Raw genomic sequence first — 16,565 nt, forward strand, 5'->3', positions numbered from 1 at the left:
ATAATCTGAGCAAGTCTTCGCCGGTATTGCAAAACTATGCACTCCATGAAAATTTATACTATCCACCATCAAAAGAATCAATATCTTCATACCGTTGTTTGCTCTAATCAAGCGTATATAGATCAACAATAAAAAAAGCTCTCCCTATAGACGGGAGAACTTCTATACACCAGCATCCTTAAACAACGTAGCGATTGAGCCGCCATCTAGAATAATACGAATGGCCCTCGCCAGCATGGGTGCAACCGACAAGACCGTGAAACACGATGGATCACCGGACTCCGGCAGAGCAATAGAGTCGGTAACTACAATCTCAGAGATGTGAGGGTGCGTAAGCCTTTCCAAGGCAGGCCCTGAAAAAAGACCATGCGTCGCGCTTACAATAGCAGAGCCGGCCCCTCTCTCCTTAAGCCCCTCCACCACATTTACAATGGTCGTACCTGTATCAATTAGATCTTCAATGATGATTGGTGTTCTGCCATCTACATCCCCGATGACATGAGTAATAACTGATTCATTATGATTGGGACGCTTCTTGATCATAATGGCGAATGGCGAATCCAGCCTGCTGGCCAGCTTCTCCGCCATGGAGGCCCGGCCTGCATCCGGCGACACAATTACCGGATTCACAATATTCTTACTCTTCAAGTAGTCACATATCAAGTCAAGAGCCGTCAAGTGATCCACAGGTATATTGAAGAAGCCTTGGATCGCAGCGGCGTGCAAATCTATCGTTACAATTCTGCTCGCACCCGCTGTCGTCAGTACATCAGCCAGCAGCTTGGCAGAGATCGGCTCACGCGGTGCAGATTTGCGTTCCTGCCTTGCATAGCCGTAGTAGGGCAATATGACATTAACCGTCCGTGCAGATGCCCGCTTGGCGGCATCAATCATCACGAGCAGCTCAACAAGCAGCTCATTGATCGGTCTCGACAGCGATTGTACTAGGAACACATCACAATTTCGGATCGTTTCCTCATAGTGGACATATATCTCACCGCTCTGGAAACGGGCTATCTTGATCTTACCCGATTCGACTCCAAGCTTGCGGCAAATATTTTGCACGAGCTGAGGGTTAGACGATCCCGAAAATATACGGAGAGAATGCTGCATACATGCCTCCCGAATCAAATTTTAGACATCACTACCGAGCACTTCATTTTTCAGCCTTATATTTCCATTATACTCTGCAACGACTGGATTACAATGGAACAGACGACCGTTTTCGCTGCTCGAATACGGCAAGTTCTGTATATCCGATTTCCCGTAGAAGATCTCTTGCCTGATCGACATGCTCACCCACTTTTGCCGGATCATGCGCATCTGATCCAACCGTGATTGGAATGTTCAATACAAAGGCTTTCTCAAGTATTCGCCGGCTCGGGAACATTTCGGCACAAGGCTTGGATAGACCAGACGCATTCAGCTCTATTGCCAACTTGCTCGCTGCAATGGTCTTAAGGACAGATAATTCCAGCTGCAGCCATTCCTCTGCTTCCGATGACTTTGGTGTATAACCGAAACGCTTGATCACATCGATGTGCCCAAGATAATCATAGAGACCTGAGCGCGCCGCCTTCTCAACCGCATCGTAATACGTCTTGTACACTTCAAGGACATCCTTGTTCTCCCAGTTGTGCACCTGCCGATAATCCGAAATGTCCCATTCCTTAAGGAAATGAACGGATCCAATGACATAATCAAAAGGATAGGCGTTAATGATCTGCTCAATCTTCTCTTCAAATCCCTCGATATAGTCTCCCTCTAGACCGACAAGCACCTTAATTTGTCCCTTGTACTTTTCCCTAAGTGATAGGCACTCCTCCACGTAACGGGGGAGCTCCTCCATTGGCATCGCCATTTCAGGATAATACGTTGCCGGATTGACATGGATCAGCGGCATGTGGTCCGACAGCCCAATTTGACTGTAGCCGAGCCGAACTGCTTGCTGTACATAGGCTTCCAGTTCTCCTACCGCATGTCCACATCTGGCATGATGTGTATGGAAGTCGATTAGCATAGACATAGAGTCCCCACCTGCCTTAATCCCGGCGTGGACGTTCATGGCGAAGACTGAGCTCCTGCATGATTTCATCCAGTGGAAGCTTCCGCTCTTCAAGAAGAACGAGCAAATGATAGATCAGGTCACTGACCTCGAGTCTAAGCTCTTGGTTATCCTTGTTCTTGGCAGCGATGATCGTTTCTGACGCTTCCTCACCAATTTTCTTAAGTATCTTATCTACGCCTTTATCGAACAGATATGTCGTGTACGCACCTTCTGGACGCTCCTTCTCGCGCTCTGAGATGACACGCTCCAGCTCCGCCAGCACATCAAACCGGCTGCCTGCCTGCACTTCTGCACCAGCCTCACCAGTACCGGACACATAAGCCCTCGCCTGATTCACACCACTAAGTTCACGGAAGAAGCAGCTGTTCTCACCCGTATGGCATGCTGGTCCTTTGGGATTCACCAGTACGAGCAGCGTATCTCCATCACAATCATATTTTAATGAAACAATCGACTGCACATTGCCGGACGTCGCTCCTTTATTCCATAGCTCACCCCGTGAACGGGACCAAAACCAGGTCTCTCCCGATGAGATCGACTTAAGCAGCGACTCTTCATTCATATAGGCCATCATCAGCACTTCTTTGGTGTCCGCATCCTGAACAATAGCAGGGACAAGCCCTTTTTCATCGAAACGGACTGCTTCTATTGCTAGTTCTGTACTCATCGAATTTCAACCCCTTTGGATTTCAGCTGCTGTTTGAGATGCGGTATAGCGATCTCTTTATAGTGAAAGATCGTTGCAGCAAGCCCTGCATCTGCTTTGCCTTCTGTGAACACTTCTTCAAAATGCGCTTCTTGCCCTGCACCGCCTGAAGCAATAACGGGAATCCAGACTGCCTCACTCACAGCCTTCGTCAGTGCGATATCAAATCCGTCCTTCGTTCCGTCTGTATCCATGCTCGTAAGCAGCAATTCTCCAGCTCCCAGCTGCTCAGCTCGTTTGACCCAATCCAGTGCTCGAATGCCCGTTGCCTTTCTTCCGCCGTGTGTATATACCTCCCAGTCGTTGATCGACTCGTTCCACTTGGCATCAACAGCAACCACAATACACTGAGATCCAAACCGCTGTGCACCTTGAGTAATTAAATCAGGGTTCAGTACAGCTGCTGTATTAATCCCGATTTTATCCGCACCCGCACGCAAAATTTTCTTCATATCATCCACATGCTTAATTCCCCCGCCTACCGTGAAAGGAATCGCAATTTCTCCAGCGGTTTGACGGACGACCTCGATCATCGTTTCCCGTCCTTCTGCTGAAGCCGATATATCCAAGAAGACAATCTCGTCTGCACCTTCCTTATCGTATAAGGCAGCAAGCTCTACAGGATCACCGGCATCTCTTAGATTGACGAAATTGACTCCTTTTACAACTCTGCCGTCCTTCACATCCAGGCATGGTATGATCCGCTTGGCCAGCATAGGTTCACCCTCCTCTCCTCTATTTCGTCTATGTTAAACCACTGTTATTGATCGTTTCGATGGCCTGCCTCAGATCAACGGCACCCGTATACAATGCCTTTCCAACGATTGCGCCGCTGACGCCCTGATCTCTGTATCTGTGAAGACGCACAAGATCCTCCATCGTGCTGACTCCTCCTGATGCAATGACCTGCTGTCCACTGACTTCAGCTAATGATACAATGGCTTCAATATTTGGCCCCTGCATCATTCCGTCTCTCGAAATATCCGTGAAAATAAAAGTCTTAGCTCCGTATGCGGCAAGCTCCTTGGCGAGTACCTCTGCTTTGACCTGAGAAGTTTCAAGCCAGCCTCTCGTCGCAACATAGCCATCTCGTGCATCAATGCCAATAGCCACCTTGTCACCATATGAAGCTAGTACGGTTTCTGTAAATTTTCGATCCTCGATTGCCGCAGTGCCGAGAATAACCCGACTGACGCCAAGAGACAGAAGCTGTTCCACATCCTCTATTCGGCGGAGACCGCCTCCGACTTGTACAGGAACATTTACAGCGGAAGCAATCTGTCCGATTACTTCTGCATTAACTGGCTTGCCTTCCTTTGCTCCATCAAGATCGACCAAATGAATGAAGGTGCCCCCTTGTGCTTCCCATTCCTTAGCGGCTGCAACCGGATTGTCGTTGTACACAGTCTCCTGGTTATAGTCTCCTTGTACCAGCCTTACACATTTGCCGCCTAGAATATCAATGGCTGGATATATAGTGAACAAAGACATACTAATTCAGGCCTCCCCCATCTTCTCTTGATTCTCACATCAACTTGAACTATCGCTACATTATGTCCTCAAGACCTCATTCAGAAGCTTCTGCTAAACGCAGAAAATTGTTTAAGAGCTGCATCCCAAGCTTCCCGCTCTTCTCGGGATGAAACTGCATACCATACACGGAGCCATGGCCGACAATGGCCGTCACCGGATAACCATAATCTGTAACCGCCAGCAGATTTGATTCTACTTCAGGCTTAGCGTGATAAGAATGGACAAAGTACACATGGCCTTCCTCCAGTCCTTCAAACAGGGGGCTGTCCTGATGTATAAATTCGAGCTCATTCCATCCCATATGCGGAACCTTGTAATCTGCCCTCTCTTCGAACCTTATAACATTCCCCGGCAAAATACCGAGACCCTCATGATTCCCGTGCTCCTCACTTCTGCTGAATAGCAGCTGCATTCCTAGACAAATGCCGAGCAGCGGTGTTCCATCCTCGCTCACCTGCTTAATGACGGTATCAAGCTTCGCTTCCCGAAGATGCTGCATCGCATCTCCAAATGCCCCTACACCCGGCAGAATGACGCCGGCAGCCCCTAGAATCTCTTGTTCATCCCCTGTTACCAGTGCGGTATAACCCAGTCTTTCGACAGCCTTGCTTACGCTGTGCAGGTTCCCCATTCCGTAATCAACAATGGCTATGGTCATAAGGCTACAGCACTCCCTTCGTTGATGGCACACCGGTAACACGCGGATCGACTGCTGTCGCTTCATCCAGTGCTCTTCCGAGCGCCTTGAACACAGCCTCGATCATATGATGGGTATTTTGTCCGTAATGAACGATAACGTGAAGCGTAATTCGTGCCTCAAGCGCGAACTTCCACAGAAATTCCTGTACCAGCTCTGTGGAGAAGCTTCCTACCTGCTGGGAAGGATACTCTGCCCGATATTCAAAGTGCGGACGATTGCTGATGTCAATGACAACCTGCGCCAGAGCCTCGTCCATCGGAACAAACACACTTGCATACCGCTTGATTCCTTTTTTATCGCCTAATGCAGTTAGCAACGTTTGCCCCAGACAAATGCCGATATCCTCCACCGTGTGATGGTCATCAATTTCAATATCGCCTTTGGCGACGACTTGGAGATCAAATTGCCCGTGCTTCGTGAACAAGTCAAGCATATGGTTCAGAAAAGGTACATCTGTCTCAATCTCGGAACGACCTGTTCCATCCACACCGAAGGCAAGCTGAATGTCGGTCTCGTTCGTTTTTCGGCTGACACTTGCTCCGCGGCCTTCTTCAATAAAACTGTTAACGCTGTTGTCCTGATTTCCCATTTTACGCCTCCGCTCTCCAGCATCTCGCTCTTATTTCGTTATGATTGTTTTGATATTTATACTCTTGCTTAAAGCAAACGCAGGGCAGTTAGAAATCATCTTATGCAATTAATTGCGTTCCTGCTGTAATCTAATTTCAATCGCTCGTGCATGCCCTTCTAATCCTTCATGACGAGCCAGCTCCATAATGGCTTCTCCATTCCTGAGGAGCGCTTCCTTGCTGTAATAGATAAGACTCGATTTTTTCGTAAAATCGTCCACATCGACCGGCGATGCATATCTTGCCGTTCCGTTGGTCGGAATAATATGATTCGGCCCTGCAAAATAATCCCCTACCGGCTCAGAGCTGTACGGTCCGAGAAAGATTGCTCCAGCATGACGGATATAAGATACATAAGCCATCGGCTCCGCCACCATCACTTCAAGATGCTCCGGCGCCAGCTGGTTCACAACCTCAATGCCTTCAAGCAGGGAGCTGACGACGATAATCGCTCCATGCGCCTCGACCGAAGCTCTCGCAATGTCTTCTCTCGGCAGCTTGCTAAGCTGTTCTTCCACCTCTCGCTGTACCTCTTCAGCCAGCTGCTGGGATGTCGTCACAAGGATGGCGGACGCCATTTCGTCGTGCTCCGCCTGAGATAACAGGTCGGCGGCAACATAGTCCGCTTTCGCGGTTTCATCCGCCAGGACCACAATTTCGCTCGGGCCTGCAATACTGTCGATATCGACGGCCCCGAACACCTCACGCTTCGCGAGCGCCACATAAATATTGCCCGGTCCACAGATCTTGTCGACCTTCTGGATGCTCTCCGTGCCGTAAGCCAAGGCGGCAATCGCCTGCGCGCCGCCCACCCGGTACATCTCGTTAACGCCTGCTTCCGCAGCAGCCACGAGAATGTACGGGTCAACGCCTTCGCCGCCGCTCGTAGCCGGCGGCGTCACCATCACAATCTCACGCACACCGGCCACCTGTGCTGGAATGACATTCATCAGCACAGAGGAAGGATATGCTGCCTTGCCACCCGGCACGTAGACACCGACACGGTCCAGCGGCCGGATAATCTGTCCGAGCAGACTTCCATCAGGCTCAAAGTCCATCCAGGAACTTCGTTTCTGTTTCTCATGAAATTTACGTATGTTGTGCGCAGCTGCTCGAATCGCGGTGATAAATGAAGGCTCCACTACATCATAAGCTGCATTCATCTCCGCCTCGGTCACCTTCAGCTCCGCTGCACTTATTTCGGTCCGGTCATGGAGAGCAGTATACTTTAGCACAGCTGCATCTCCATCGCTCCGGACATCCTGAATGATTTGACGAACCGCTTCATTTTGTTCCTTCGTTCCATAATCCACATCACGCTGTAGACGAAACTCCTTCGCCGGTACGATTCTCATCTTCCAATCCTCCTTTATCGACATACTTTCAGGGCAACAATCCTTTATTTATCTTGTTAAGTATTCAGTTGCTTAATTGTTCATTCCATAAAGCAAGGTCATGTTGAACCTTATATTGTCAGGGGTTACATCAATGAAGCTGCTCCATCATTTCATGCCGTGAACTATTTATCATCTATTCAGCAGGTGCTGTAATAACCTGCTGCAATGCATCACATAAACTCTGAATCTGTGCATTCTTCATTCGGTAGCTTACCCGGTTTGCAATCAATCGGCTAGTGATCTCAAACATGCTTTCGAATTCAATGAGCCCGTTCTCGCGAAGCGTCTGTCCGGTCTCGACCATATCAACGATCCGGTCGGCCAAACCGATTAATGGAGCAAGCTCAATTGACCCGTTCAGCTTAATGACCTCTACTTGCTGGCCCTGCTCCCTAAAATACTGTGAAGCCACATTCGGATATTTCGTGGCCACTCGCTGCCTGATGCCTGGCTCCCAGTCCGGTAGTCCGATGACCGACATTCGGCAGCGAGCGATCCCTAAATCAAGCAGCTCATACACGTCTTTGTTTTCCTCTAACAAGACATCCTTACCGACAATACCGATATCGGCTGCTCCATACTCTACATAAGTTGGAACATCTACCGGCTTGGCCATAATAAATTCAAGCTGTGCCTCTGGCAGTGGAATGACCAGCTTGCGGGATTCATCGATATCCGCTGGAATTGCAATGCCTGCCGCACGAAACAGCTCAGAAGCTTTCTTATATATTCTTCCTTTCGGCATAGCTACCTTCAAAATTTCGCTCATGCTTGATACTCCCTCCCTCTGCCTTCTGCTGACTTATATTGAATTACTGTAAGTATATACCTTCTCATATTTTCCCTGGAGCATAGACACCGCATAGTTGGAGCCCTGCTCCCCCATTTCTATTGCCTGGTTATAACAATCGTCATCTCTTCCCATCAGCCTGGTTACAACAATCCGTCCTTCGCTTCTCATCTCGCCTGCCCGTGACAAAGCCTCTGCCCGGTGCTCCTTGGTATATTCAATAAGTACAGGGAGCGGCTGTTCTACACGAATTCCTCTTACTCCGTCGACAATTCGGTTTGTCTTGAGAGCAAAACCGGTAGCAGGCACATCTTTTCCAAATTGCTTCAGCAATTTGTCATATCTGCCTCCGCTGCATACGGGTGAACCCAGCTCTGCTGCGTATCCCTCAAAGGTCATACCTGTGTAATAAGAAAAGTCACCAATCATCGTCAGATCAATCAGAACATGCTGTGATACGCCGTAGGCTTCTAGCACTTCCCACACGCTGCAGAGATGGTTCATGGAGCTGCGGGCTTCACTGCTTGCACTCAGCTGTTCTGCCTTGCTGCAAATCTCCTTCCCTCCACGTAGGCGGAGAATCGCGTTCATCCGTTCCTTCGATTCATCTTCCAAAGGCAATGCATCAATCTTCTCACGATAACCGACATAGTCACGTTTCAGCAGGACTTCCTTAAGCTCCTTCTGCAATTCCTTCTGACCCGGAACAATCTCTTCAAAGAGTCCGTTCAAGAATCCTACATGTCCCATCGCAATCTTGAAGGACTGAACTCCTGCAGCTTTCAAAGAAGCAATAGCCAGAGCGACAACCTCTGCATCCGCTTCCGGCGAGTCGTCTCCAACCAGCTCCACACCGGTCTGAAAGAATTCCGCTTCCCTTCCTGCTTCCTCTTCGATCGCCCGAAACACATTTGCATGATAAGACAGACGCAGAGGCAGCTTCTCCTCCTTGAGAAGTGAAGATACAACCCGTGCAATCGGTGCTGTCATATCAGAACGAAGGACAAGTGTAGTTCCCCGATTATTAAGCAGTTTAAATAGCTTCCGATCCGAGGTAGAGCTGGCAACACCCACGGTGTCATAGTATTCCATGGAGGGTGTTATGATCTGACGATATCCCCAGCTGCCCATGCACTCCAGTACCCGATGCTCGATGCGGCGCAGTTTATCAACCACATGAGGCAGATAATCGCGTACACCAGCTGGTTTTTCGAAACCCTTTGGTTTAGACATATGAATTTCCCCTCATTATTTATATTTTAATCACGAATAATATCTTTATTGCGTTAATGTACTACCAATCTAACAAATTAAAGAATTATTCGATATAATATCACGTCTTCCATGGCACGTCAATTCACCTTGAATTGCAAGAGGTTGTCTGCACTCACAATAATGAAGCTTTTTTATATGCAAAAAGGACCTGCAGCGGGTCCTTTTTCTATCCAAGTCATACCTATTCTGTTTCTGTTGACTCACTATCACTGGGGATAACGGCCCTAGACTTCAGCTCACGAAGCGGATTGCCGCCAACAAAAGCACCCGGCGCAACATCCTTATGAACAACGGAACCGGCAGCAACGACCGCACCATCTCCAATGGTGACTCCAGGCAGGATCGTTGAATTTGCTCCAATCAGCACATTATCACCTATGATAACATCTCCTAGCCGATATTCCTTAATGAGATACTCATGTGCGAGAATTGTAGTGTTGTATCCAATGACGGAGTTTGTGCCAATCTTGATCCTTTCCGGAAAAAACACATCCACCATCACCATAAGTCCAAATGCGGTATAATCTCCTACCTTCATACGAAGCCGGCTTCGATAGATCCAGTTCTTTAATGGCAGGATAGGGCAGTATCTTGAGAGCTGGATCCAGATGAAATTGCGAACCCCTTTAAAGGGACTCACCGTACGGTAAATATGCCATAGTGCATTGTGCCCCTCTACAGGATAACGCTCCACCTTTCTCACGATTACTGCTCCTTCTGGATTATAGTCAATATATCGTTCATATCATGCAAAATATAATCCGGGCCGTACTCCCGCAGCTTCGCCTCACCCTTCAATGACCAAGCCACTCCCGCCGCTTTGACTCCAGCTGCTTTCGCTGACTGGATATCAACAGGACTGTCACCAACCATTAAGGTTTGGGCTGGATCGGCTCCGAGCTCTTCAACTGCCTTCTGAACCGGTTCCGGATGCGGTTTGGGATGCGTCACATCCGATACTGTAACTATGACCTCCATATACTTCTTAAGATCATACATTTCAAGCACCTTAAGCGTGCTTGGCCGAATTTTTGTCGTTACAACCCCCATCCGGATTCCTTGCTCACGAAGCTTCTCGCAGACCTCTGTAACATGAGGGAACGGATTAACCATTGCGTCATGGTGGATCGCATTGTATGCACGATAGCCTGTGACGTACTCAGCTACATCTGACTTCCCTGTAAAAGCCTGCATCTGCTGCTCCAGGGTTCCGCCCATATGCGGAATAATCTCCTCGCGCGGAAGAGCTCCTGGACCAAGCTGATCCAGGACATGCAGAAACGAGCTGATAATCAGCTCGTTCGTATCTATTATTGTTCCATCTAAATCAAATAAAACGGTGTTAATCATGCTGGACTACTCCTTTTTCTGATCAGAGCTCCCCTTGTTGCTGTGAGAAGCATCTTTGATGTCCTTTTCCTTATCCATACTTGTCAGCTCGTCATCTTCCTTAACTGCCGGTGTCTTCGTTGACACAATCGGATCTGAATAACGTTCCTTGGAGGCACCAGTCACTCGGCGCACAACGATCAGAACGATTGCAATCAATACAAAAGCGATAGACAGCAGCTGCGAAATCCGGATATTGCCATATTCGGGATCCAAATAACCCATTTCGAAGCCCATAGCGATCATAGGTGACCACATACCGTGAATCATCGATGCAAGCCATTCTGGACCTTGGAATGCCAGGCTGTCTGTACGCAGTGCTTCGATAAAGAAACGTCCGATAGAGTACCAGATGAAGTAGGACATGAACAGCTCGCCGGCACGCATGAACTTCTGACGACGCAGAATAAACAGGATCAGCAAGCCCACGATATTCCAAACCGATTCGTACAAAAATGCCGGATGATGATATGTACCTTGCACGTTCATCTGATTAACAATAAAGTCAGGCAGATGAAGTGTATTTCTCAGGAAAGATTCTTCCACAGGTCCACCGTATGCCTCCTGGTTAACGAAGTTCCCCCAGCGGCCGATGGCCTGACCGATAAGCAATCCTGGCGCACAAATATCTACGATTCGCCAGAAGTTATATCCTTTATGCCTGAAATAGAAAAATGCACAAATGATTGCGCCAATCAGCGCACCATATATGGCGATACCGCCCTGCCATATCTTAAACACATCCCAGAAGTTGTCCTTGTAGTCATCCCATTGAAAGGCAACATAATAAATCCTTGCCCCGATAATGGCCGAAGGGACACCCAGCAGTAATAAATCCATAAAGAAATCAGAAGGTATACCGAAACGTTTGCCTTCCTGCATGGCCAGCAGTAAGCCTACAATGGCTGCAGTCCCTAATATCAGCCCATACCAATGAACATTAAGAGAACCAATGGAAAAAGCAATAGGATCAAGTAATAAGGTACCCATTTGTCCACTCCTTAAATTTATCATCACTTTTGTTATACTTTATTCGCGTCGATAGGTGCATAGGTATGGACATAATCAGTCCATATCATCATTGTCTTCTGCAATCGTTGCCGTCAGTTTGTTCGTAAACTGAAGCGCAGCATTAACACCCATTCGTTTCAAACGGAAGTTCATAGCTGCTACTTCAATAATGACACCTAGGTTACGGCCAGGGCGGACCGGAATCGTAACGAGCGGCACATCCGTATCAATAATACGAGTCGTCTCCTCGTCAAGCCCAAGACGGTCATATTGCTTATCCTGCTGCCAAGCCTCAAGCCGAACAACAAGCGTAATCCTCTTGTGATTCCGAATAGCGCCCACACCAAATAGTGTCATTACATTGATAATCCCCACTCCGCGAATCTCAAGCAAATGTCTGATGAGCTCAGGTGCGGTACCATGTAATTGATTATCTGCCGTTTGGCTGATTTCGACTGCATCATCCGCGACAAGGCGGTGACCCCGTTTTACGAGTTCAAGAGCTGCCTCACTCTTACCGATCCCACTGCTTCCTGTAATGAGAAGACCAATGCCATACACATCACACAAAACCCCATGAATGGTTGTCGTTGGTGCAAGCTTACCCTCCAAGAAACCTGTAATACGACTTGATAAGATCGTTGTCGACATTGAACTGCGCAGAACAGGCAGATCACGCTCATTACTGATATCAACCAGCTCCTGAGGCACATCCAGACCGCGCGTCACCACAATACACGGTGTTTCTTCATGACATAAACGGCTCATTCGATCTCGACGCTCTTCTTCAGGCAGCATCCGCAAGAAGGCAAGCTCTGTTTTGCCCAGCAGCTGTACTCGTTCCGTTGGATAGTATTCAAAATAACCGGCCATTTCAAGGCCTGGTCTGTTCAGATCATCTACTGTAATAGGCCGCTTAAGACCTTTCTCGCCTGAAACGACCTCAAGCTGAAATTCGTTAGCTAGCTCTGTTACTTTTACTTTTTTAGCCATGTTGGATTCTTCCTTCCATTACAATCAGGATGACTCCTGCGAATTATCTTGCTGTTGAATCAATTTCATAATACCTTTAGCTGCTTAAATCAGGGATATATATAGATCAAATTGATTTTTTGTCTATATAGTTTCGATTCACCTTTTTAATGAGTTATGAAATTGATTCGGTTAACATATGTTATGTACATCTCTTTACCTATAATCGGAAGTTTCAATGTCATTATCGTATAGGAAATTAGGTCTGAATGCAATGTTCATGCCATGAATGATTTATTCAGTACTAATATAAAATGAAAAGGGCTGCCCTGGCGCTAAGCCAAGACAACCCTCTCTATTCTGTCCAAAGATCTTAGTCTTGAACAAGTACATTAGCTTCTGTTTCGATATCGAAGATATGAACTTTGTTCATGTCGATTGCCATTTTTACAGTGCTGCCATCACGAGTATTGGAGCGTCCATCAACACGGGCAATAGTAACATCACTGCCTACACCGCTGAGGTACAAGAGCAATTCATGACCAAGATTCTCACTTACGTCTACTTTAGCCGTAAACACAGTGTGTGGGGAAGCTTCCAGAAATACAGGCTCTTCATGAATATCTTCTGGACGAACACCCAGAATCACATCTTTACCCGCATAGCCTTTGCTCTTCAGAATCTGAGCTTTCCCTTGCGGGATCTCTACATCAACACCAGTAGCTGTAAAGCGAAGAGTGTCTCCTTGCTGAGACAGCTTACCTTTGATGAAGTTCATTGTTGGAGATCCAATAAAGCCGGCAACGAACAAGTTCGTCGGATTGTTATACAGCTCTTCCGGAGAAGCCGCTTGTTGAATATATCCGTCTTTCATTACAACGATACGATCACCCATCGTCATCGCTTCGATTTGGTCATGCGTTACGTAGATAACGGTTGTTTCCAAACGTTTAGCCAGTTTAGTAATCTCCGCGCGCATCTGTCCACGAAGTTTAGCATCCAAGTTGGAGAGCGGCTCATCCATCAAGAAGACTTGAGGATTACGGACGATCGCACGTCCCAATGCGACACGCTGACGCTGACCACCGGAAAGAGCTTTTGGTTTGCGATCCAGCAAATGCTCGATATCGAGAATTTTAGCTGCTTCGCGAACGCTCTTATCGATTTCTTCTTTTTTCACTTTGCGAAGCTTCAAACCGAATGCCATGTTCTGATATACGTTCATATGCGGATACAAGGCATAGGATTGGAATACCATCGCGATATCGCGGTCTTTTGGAGCCACGTCGTTAACGACACGATCACCGATATATAGTTTACCGTCGGAGATTTCCTCAAGGCCGGCAATCATTCGAAGTGTTGTGGATTTACCGCAACCGGAAGGACCTACAAGTACCAGAAACTCTTTATCCTTAATGTCTAAGTTGATATCAACTACCGTCGCCTTATCTGAACCTGGATATTGTTTGTAGATATGTTCTAAACGTACACCAGCCATGATTATTGCCTCCTCAGCATAATTTCATTAATTCATGTAAACGAATACACACAGCAATATCAATAATGTAATCGAATTCATTTTCTGTTCTTATATTAACCTAGTTCGGTCTCTTATGACTATGCACAATTCATACAAAAAAATCAGAGCCTTTTCGTCACTTTGTACAAGAGCAGTGTCAGCTTCACCAAAACGGCGTCTTTAAAGCTTCGAACATCTAAACCGGTCTCTTGCTTAATCTTGTCCAGCCGGTATATCAGGGTATTTCTGTGAATGTAGAGACGTTTTGCGGTTTCACTGACATTACAATCCAGCTGAAAGAAAATCTCTAGTGTTGATATCGTTTCTTCATCAAATAGTATGGAGGAATCTTTCACCTCGTTCAAATAACTTGATCTCTGCTCTTCTGGTATTCTGGATACCAAGCGCTCAAGTGTAAACCGCCAAGGGAAATGCACATGTTCACTCATTCTAAAAATCTTCCCAAGCTGAATCGTCTCCATCAGCAGAGAGGTTACGTGCGGCAGGCTGTCCAAGGAATACAGCGGAGAATGAACGGATAGATTAAATACGCCTACCCACTCATTAGCTACGACTTCATATAAGCCTTCGGCAAATGCCATCAGTTCGCTCTCAAGTGCCAGTTCTGTTCTTTCCGCACCTTGATCCACATCTTTTAACTCTGTCCGATCCAGAACCATAGCTTCTTCTGCAAGAACGAGCCATTTATCTTGTTGCAAGAGTACAAGCATGATCTCTCCGCCAAAGTAAGATTGAAGCAGCTTGTACATCGATTTTGGAGCAACACCAGAATCATGTCCGCCCTCATACGTTATATAAAAGGGAACGATCCCTACTCTAAAAACAGATGTAAGATTATCCAGTCCTTCTGGTATAGTTACTGCATCCGAACTGTCGATCTGTTCAATAATCCAGGCGCCCAGCATATTCATATTAGACTGCTCTGTTGTATGATCCGCATGCATCGGAGAAGCAGACTGCATAGAAGTAATAATCCATTCGATTAAAGCTCTCTCTGATGCACTAACCTGATGAGCTGGGACAGATATCACAAGTGGCTGCTCTTGATTTTCATGACTCAAATGAAAATACAGCCGATCATTCACAATGAACGACGCTTCTCCTAAACTCTCTTCAGCTTTAAATTTGGCATTCTCTATGGTTTGAAGTCCATTAATTTCGAACGGTGTCTCCATAATGTGCTGCAGCTTCTGTAATAACGATTTATGATCCATCACAATTCCTCACCACTTTGCGACTTTATGTTTAAATCAATAAGTAGAGCAAGCGTATTTAGATATTTATGCATGATTATTCGATATCAATGATGGTTCAATGATTATAAGCACATCTTTATCTTCATTATTTTTATTATAAAGGACTATGTTCCAAAAAACACGGCCAAGCAATGAACTCATTATACAACAAAAAAAGCCATCAGTATTGAACTGATGACTTTAGTGATGAGCCATGAAGGACTCGAACCTTCGACACCCTGATTAAAAGTCAGGTGCTCTACCAACTGAGCTAATGGCTCATAAAAACTGGTGGAGGATGATGGATTCGAACCACCGAACCCGTAAGGGAGCAGATTTACAGTCTGATGCGTTTGGCCACTTCGCTAATCCTCCAGGATTAAAAAGTGGCTCGGGACGGAATCGAACCGCCGACACGAGGATTTTCAGTCCTCTGCTCTACCGACTGAGCTACCGAGCCAAGGTGTTGTGGCAAAAAAAATAAAGTGTCGGGTAAACCCTTCCCACTTTATACGTGGAACATGTGCTTCATTGACATTTCTCAAAAAGTTAAATGGCGGAACTGACGGGATTCGAACCCGCGATCTCCTGCGTGACAGGCAGGCATGTTAGGCCTCTACACCACAGTTCCTAACTTTATGAAAAATGGTGCCGGCGAGAGGACTTGAACCCCCAACCTACTGATTACAAGTCAGTTGCTCTACCAGTTGAGCTACACCGGCGTATATGGTGGAGACTGAGGGGATCGAACCCCCGACCCTCTGCTTGTAAGGCAGATGCTCTCCCAGCTGAGCTAAGTCTCCAGGATAATATGGTAGCGGCGGAGGGGATCGAACCCCCGACCTCACGGGTATGAACCGTACGCTCTAGCCAGCTGAGCTACACCGCCATATTTTTATCACACAACTTGTCCTATGTTATCACAGCCGATTCTGAAAATCAACTAGATAATTAGTGGCGGAGAGAGAGGGATTCGAACCCTCGCACCGCTTACGCAGTCTAACCCCTTAGCAGAGGGTCCCCTTATAGCCACTTGGGTATCTCTCCAAAAGATGTGTAATTTTCCTTCAAGGATTTACTCCCTGAAAACTAGATACGAAACAATCTGCGATTTATTGCTTTCCCCGTTATTCTCGGGGTCCCCGCAAAGTATTCGGAATTTACTCCGGAAGCATTCGCTTCACTTTGTGGGATGTTTTTTTGGATAAGCCCTCGACCGATTAGTACTGGTCAGCTCCATGCATTGCTGCACTTCCACCCCCAGCCTATCTACCTCGTCGTCTTCAAGGGGTCTTACTAGTTGGGAAATCTCATCTTGAG

The 16,565-nt window shown here is 47.0% G+C and carries 16 protein-coding genes, 8 tRNA genes and 1 rRNA gene; all 25 read right to left on the bottom strand.

The annotated features are described in order from the left end of the window. Positions 1-162: 162 nt before the first annotated feature. Positions 163-1,113 carry a ribose-phosphate diphosphokinase gene (locus ACFQ3J_RS25505; RefSeq protein ID WP_091161683.1) on the bottom strand — a complete coding sequence of 317 codons (951 nt, stop codon included), beginning with the start codon at positions 1,111-1,113 and terminating at the stop codon, positions 163-165. 88 nt (positions 1,114-1,201) lie between these two features. Further along, positions 1,202-2,020: a histidinol-phosphatase HisJ gene (gene hisJ / locus ACFQ3J_RS25510; RefSeq protein WP_251584724.1), complete on the bottom strand. Its 819-nt coding sequence runs from the start codon at positions 2,018-2,020 to the stop codon at positions 1,202-1,204. Positions 2,021-2,042: 22 nt separating this feature from the next. Then, entirely contained in the window at positions 2,043-2,735 is a 693-nt protein-coding gene (gene hisIE, locus ACFQ3J_RS25515; RefSeq protein WP_251584662.1) for a bifunctional phosphoribosyl-AMP cyclohydrolase/phosphoribosyl-ATP diphosphatase HisIE, read from the bottom strand. Then, the gene (gene hisF, locus ACFQ3J_RS25520; protein ID WP_091161687.1) at positions 2,732-3,490 is read right to left on the bottom strand and encodes an imidazole glycerol phosphate synthase subunit HisF; all 759 of its coding nucleotides are present in this window, start codon (positions 3,488-3,490) and stop codon (positions 2,732-2,734) included. Before hisF ends, hisIE begins: the two co-directional genes overlap by 4 nt. A 28-nt stretch (positions 3,491-3,518) precedes the next feature. Further along, positions 3,519-4,265, bottom strand: a complete 747-nt coding sequence (hisA, locus tag ACFQ3J_RS25525; RefSeq protein WP_170862597.1) for a 1-(5-phosphoribosyl)-5-[(5-phosphoribosylamino)methylideneamino]imidazole-4-carboxamide isomerase — start codon at positions 4,263-4,265, stop codon at positions 3,519-3,521. A 76-nt stretch (positions 4,266-4,341) separates the two neighbouring features. Continuing rightward, positions 4,342-4,965 (bottom strand): imidazole glycerol phosphate synthase subunit HisH, encoded by a 624-nt coding sequence (hisH, locus tag ACFQ3J_RS25530; protein WP_091161690.1) that lies wholly within the window; start codon positions 4,963-4,965, stop codon positions 4,342-4,344. A gap of 4 nt (positions 4,966-4,969) precedes the next feature. Then, positions 4,970-5,596, bottom strand: coding sequence for an imidazoleglycerol-phosphate dehydratase HisB (gene hisB, locus ACFQ3J_RS25535; RefSeq protein WP_091161691.1), 627 nt, complete (start codon positions 5,594-5,596; stop codon positions 4,970-4,972). Between the two features lie 108 nt (positions 5,597-5,704). Beyond that, a complete protein-coding gene (gene hisD, locus ACFQ3J_RS25540; RefSeq protein WP_251584660.1) occupies positions 5,705-6,991 on the bottom strand; it encodes a histidinol dehydrogenase in 1,287 nt (428 codons plus the stop codon). Positions 6,992-7,166: 175 nt separating this feature from the next. Further along, complete coding sequence (hisG, locus tag ACFQ3J_RS25545; RefSeq protein WP_091161695.1) at positions 7,167-7,802, bottom strand: ATP phosphoribosyltransferase; 636 nt, start codon at positions 7,800-7,802, stop codon at positions 7,167-7,169. Between the two features lie 33 nt (positions 7,803-7,835). Next, positions 7,836-9,056 (bottom strand): ATP phosphoribosyltransferase regulatory subunit, encoded by a 1,221-nt coding sequence (locus tag ACFQ3J_RS25550; protein WP_251584658.1) that lies wholly within the window; start codon positions 9,054-9,056, stop codon positions 7,836-7,838. 223 nt (positions 9,057-9,279) lie between these two features. Beyond that, a complete protein-coding gene (locus ACFQ3J_RS25555; protein WP_251584656.1) occupies positions 9,280-9,801 on the bottom strand; it encodes an acyltransferase in 522 nt (173 codons plus the stop codon). 2 nt (positions 9,802-9,803) lie between these two features. After that, positions 9,804-10,448 (bottom strand): pyrophosphatase PpaX, encoded by a 645-nt coding sequence (gene ppaX / locus ACFQ3J_RS25560; protein WP_091161699.1) that lies wholly within the window; start codon positions 10,446-10,448, stop codon positions 9,804-9,806. A gap of 6 nt (positions 10,449-10,454) precedes the next feature. After that, positions 10,455-11,477: a prolipoprotein diacylglyceryl transferase gene (gene lgt / locus ACFQ3J_RS25565; RefSeq protein ID WP_251584654.1), complete on the bottom strand. Its 1,023-nt coding sequence runs from the start codon at positions 11,475-11,477 to the stop codon at positions 10,455-10,457. Between the two features lie 75 nt (positions 11,478-11,552). Continuing rightward, positions 11,553-12,491 (bottom strand): HPr(Ser) kinase/phosphatase, encoded by a 939-nt coding sequence (gene hprK, locus ACFQ3J_RS25570; protein ID WP_251584652.1) that lies wholly within the window; start codon positions 12,489-12,491, stop codon positions 11,553-11,555. A gap of 352 nt (positions 12,492-12,843) precedes the next feature. Then, positions 12,844-13,968 carry an ABC transporter ATP-binding protein gene (locus ACFQ3J_RS25575; protein WP_091161703.1) on the bottom strand — a complete coding sequence of 375 codons (1,125 nt, stop codon included), beginning with the start codon at positions 13,966-13,968 and terminating at the stop codon, positions 12,844-12,846. Between the two features lie 143 nt (positions 13,969-14,111). Further along, positions 14,112-15,224 (bottom strand): PucR family transcriptional regulator, encoded by a 1,113-nt coding sequence (locus tag ACFQ3J_RS25580; RefSeq protein ID WP_251584650.1) that lies wholly within the window; start codon positions 15,222-15,224, stop codon positions 14,112-14,114. A 229-nt stretch (positions 15,225-15,453) separates the two neighbouring features. Beyond that, positions 15,454-15,526, bottom strand: a tRNA-Lys gene (locus ACFQ3J_RS25585). Positions 15,527-15,534: 8 nt separating this feature from the next. Further along, positions 15,535-15,620: transfer RNA gene (locus ACFQ3J_RS25590), tRNA-Tyr, on the bottom strand. 12 nt (positions 15,621-15,632) lie between these two features. Further along, positions 15,633-15,705, bottom strand: a tRNA-Phe gene (locus ACFQ3J_RS25595). A 94-nt stretch (positions 15,706-15,799) separates the two neighbouring features. Further along, positions 15,800-15,876: transfer RNA gene (locus ACFQ3J_RS25600), tRNA-Asp, on the bottom strand. 15 nt (positions 15,877-15,891) lie between these two features. After that, positions 15,892-15,967: transfer RNA gene (locus ACFQ3J_RS25605), tRNA-Thr, on the bottom strand. A gap of 5 nt (positions 15,968-15,972) precedes the next feature. Continuing rightward, positions 15,973-16,048, bottom strand: a tRNA-Val gene (locus ACFQ3J_RS25610). Positions 16,049-16,057: 9 nt separating this feature from the next. Further along, a tRNA-Met gene (locus ACFQ3J_RS25615) sits at positions 16,058-16,134 on the bottom strand. A gap of 66 nt (positions 16,135-16,200) precedes the next feature. After that, positions 16,201-16,292 (bottom strand) — tRNA-Ser (locus ACFQ3J_RS25620). A 153-nt stretch (positions 16,293-16,445) separates the two neighbouring features. After that, positions 16,446-16,565 (bottom strand): 23S ribosomal RNA (locus ACFQ3J_RS25625); the annotation flags it as partial.

The sequence above is a fragment of the Paenibacillus provencensis genome (assembly GCF_042678545.1).
Taxonomy (GTDB): domain Bacteria; phylum Bacillota; class Bacilli; order Paenibacillales; family Paenibacillaceae; genus Paenibacillus; species Paenibacillus provencensis.